Source organism: uncultured Subdoligranulum sp. (assembly GCF_937890665.1).
In genome coordinates, this window is record NZ_CALADU010000290.1 from 1 (window position 1) to 3,445 (window position 3,445).

3 protein-coding genes and 1 pseudogene are annotated in these 3,445 nt (G+C 61.0%); all 4 read right to left on the bottom strand.

The window, feature by feature from the left end; genetic code table 11:
• Window positions 1-949, bottom strand: a 949-nt coding sequence (locus Q0526_RS16715) for a saccharopine dehydrogenase family protein (protein WP_298736144.1), incomplete at its 3' end; no start/stop codon positions are given.
• 79 nt (window positions 950-1,028) lie between these two features.
• Window positions 1,029-1,901 (bottom strand): agmatinase, encoded by an 873-nt coding sequence (gene speB, locus Q0526_RS16720; protein WP_298736147.1) that lies wholly within the window; start codon window positions 1,899-1,901, stop codon window positions 1,029-1,031.
• Window positions 1,901-2,758 carry a polyamine aminopropyltransferase gene (gene speE, locus Q0526_RS16725; protein ID WP_298736149.1) on the bottom strand — a complete coding sequence of 286 codons (858 nt, stop codon included), beginning with the start codon at window positions 2,756-2,758 and terminating at the stop codon, window positions 1,901-1,903. Before speE ends, speB begins: the two co-directional genes overlap by 1 nt.
• 48 nt (window positions 2,759-2,806) lie before the next feature.
• A pseudogene (locus Q0526_RS16730) lies at window positions 2,807-3,445 on the bottom strand (arginine decarboxylase); the annotation flags it as partial.

The following is a 3,445-nucleotide window of genomic DNA, read 5'->3' on the forward strand; positions in this document are numbered from 1 at the left end:
GACTGGCCGGGTCGGGCAGCAGCGCCTTGAGGAACTGGATGGGCACAATCTGCTGGCCGTTGTACTCGATGGGGGTGGTGGACAGCATGCCCACATCCTCCAGACAGCGCATATGGTCGAGGTAGCTCTGACCGAAGGTCATGAAGAACCGGATGCGCTTGACATCGGGGAAGTTTTTGCCCAAGGACTCGATCTCCTCGTGGTGGAGCAGGTACATATCCTTTTTGCCCACCTGATCGAAGTCGTATTCCCGCTTGATGCTCATGGCCGGGATCTCCACCCAGTGGCCGTTCTCCATGTAGCTGCCGGGGGCGCTGACTTCCCGCAGGTTGATCTCGGGGTTGAAGTTGGTGGCGAAGGCATAGCCGTGGTCGCCGCCGTTGCAGTCCAGAATGTCGATGGTGTCGATGGTGTCGAACTCATGCTTGGCGGCGTAGGCGCAGTAGGCCTGGGTCACGCCCGGGTCAAAGCCGCAGCCCAGCAGGGCGGTCAGGCCGGCTTCCTCGAACTTTTTCTTGTAAGCCCATTGCCAAGAATAGTCGAAGTAGGCCGAGAAGCCCGCTTCCTTGCAGCGCTTCTCGTAGATGGCGCGCCATTCGGGGTCGTCGGTATTTTCCGGCTCGTAGTTGGCGGTGTCCATATAGTTGACGCCGCAGGCAAGGCAGGCGTCCATGATGGTCAGGTCCTGATAGGGCAGGGCGATGTTCATGACCAGATCGGGCTGGTAGCTCTTGATCAGCGCAATGAGCTGGTCAACATCGTCGGCGTCCACCTGAGCGGTGGTGATTTTGGTCTTGGTGGTGGGGGCGAGCTTTTCGGCCAAGGCGTCACACTTGGACTTGGTGCGGCTGGCAATGCACAGCTCGGTGAAAACATCGCTGACTTGGCAGCACTTGTGGATGGCGACACTGGCAACGCCGCCGCAGCCGATAACAAGAACTTTGCTCATGGTGATGACTCCTTTTTGTACGATTTGTTGTTCCTTCTTTGCAAGGAAGGAACCGAAGAAACGCCAAACAAATACTCTTTTATACGTTAGGACGATTATATACCAGCGCCAGCAGCAGCTCCCGCAGGGTCTTGCAGGCGGTGGCGGTGGACACCCCGCTGGTATCCAGCATGGGGGCCAGCTCGTTCAGGTCGGCGCCCACGATGTTGGCCCGGGTCACGGTGCGGATGGCGTCCAGCAACTGCAAAAAGCTGACGCCCCCCGCTTCCGGCGTGCCGGTGCCGGGGAAGGCCGACGGGTCAAGGCAGTCCAGATCGATGGTCAGATAGACCGGCACCTTGGTATCGCAGAGCCACTGGGTCAGCGCTTCCAGCCCGGAAAAGTCGAACTTGTGCATATCGGTGTGGGCGGCGGCGAAGGAAAATTCCTCCCGGTCGCCGCTGCGGATGCAGAACTGGTGGATGCGCCCGTCGCCCACAAGGTCGTGGCAGCGGCGCAGCACACAAGCGTGGCTGAGCTGGGCGCCCAGATAGTCGTCCCGCAGGTCGGCGTGGGCGTCAAAGTGGACGATGTGCAGTTCCGGGTAGCGGGCCGCCACCGCCCGTACCGCCCCCAGCGTGACGAGATGCTCGCCGCCCAGCAGCAGCGGGAACTTGCCGTCCCGCAAAATTTCCGCCGCCCGGGATTCGATATCCACCAGCGCGCTTTCGCTGCTGCCGAAGCAGAGTTCCAAGTCGCCGCTGTCAAAGATCTCGCAATCCGTCAGGTCGGTGTTCTGGTAGGGGCTGTACGTTTCGATGCCGTAGCTTTCGTGCCGGATGGCCGCCGGACCGAACCGGGCGCCGGGACGGTAACTGGTGGTGGAGTCGTAGGGTGCGCCGTACAGCACGATTTGGGCCGTGCGGTAGGCACTGTCGCACCCGATAAAGGTTTCAACATTCCGTGGCAGCATTAGCGATCCTCCACTTCCCGCAGCATTTCTTCCAAGAAGGCCGGCAGATAAAAGGCCCCCACATGCAGCCGCGTGGTGTAGTACCGGGTGCGCATATTCAGCGCGTTCCACGCCGCGGCGTCCAGATCATCGATGGGATGATAGGTTTTGCTGGCAAAACCGAACAGCCAGTAGCCCGCCGCAAAGGTGGGGATGTGGGCCTGATACACCTTGCTGATGGGGAAGGTGCTGGCGATCCGCTTATGGCTGCGCTGCATGGCGTTGGCGTCCTCGGCATAGAAGGGGCTGCCCTGCTGGTTGACCATGATGCCGTCCTCTTTCAGGGCGTTGAAGCAGTTGCCGTAAAATTCCCGGGTGAAGAGTCCTTCCGACGGGCCGAAGGGGTCGGAGGAGTCCACGATGATCAGGTCGTACTCATCCTCGCAGCGGCGGATGAACTTGAGGGCGTTTTCAAAGTAGATATGGACCCGGCGGTCGTCCATACGGCAGGCATTGCCCGGCAGGTAGGCCCGGCAGGCCTCCACCACCATGGGGTCCATCTCCACCAAGTCGATGCGCTCCACCCGGTCATAGCGGGTCAGTTCCCGCACCACGCCGCCGTCCCCGGCGCCGATGACCAGAATATCCTTGGCCTGCCGATGGACCGACATGGGTACATGGGTGATCATCTCGTCATAGATGAACTCGTCCCGCTCGGTCAGCATGACGTTGCCGTCCAAGGTCAGGACCCGGCCAAACTCCGGCGTTTCGAAGATGTCGATGCGCTGGTAGTCGCTCTGCTTGGAATAGAGCTGCCGGTTCACCCGGATGCTGTGCTTGACATCCGGGGTATGAAACTCAGAAAACCACATTTCCATGGTGGATACCTCCTTATAGTGGGGTGAGGTGTTTTATAAGAGGGGGGGTCACGCCAGCACGTTCAGCCGCAGGATCTCGGGGTCTTCGGGGCCGGTCATGCTGCAGCCCTTGGCCTTGGCGTACTCGATATAATCCAGGATCTGGGGGGTGATGCGCTCGCCTGGGGCCAGGATGGGGATGCCCGGGGGATAGCACATGACGAACTCGCTGCACACACGGCCCTCGGCCTGGCGCAGGGGCAGGCTGACCTTGTCGGCGTAGAACGCCTCCTGGGGGCTGGCCACCACCACCGGATCGATGTATTCCTGGCTCAGCAGGCCGGTGCCGTCGGTCTGGTAGCGGCGCTTGATCTCGGCCAGCGCGCCGATGGACAGATACGCCAGGATGTTGCCGATGTCGCCGAACTCGATCTGGATGTCGTATTCATCCCGCAGGATGTCATAGACCTCAATGCCCGCCAGGCCGATGTCCAGGGTGTGGATGCTGAGCTTGGTGGTGTCAAAGTCGAACACCGAGTTGCCGTTGCAAAGCTCCTTGCCAAAGGCGTAGTAGCCGCCTACGGCGTTGATCTCTTCCCGGGCATACTCGGCCATGTCCGCCACCTGGTGGAACACCTGCCGGCCCCGCAGCGCCAGGTTGCGCCGGGAGATATCCAGGCTGGACATCAGCAGATAGCTGCCGGAGGT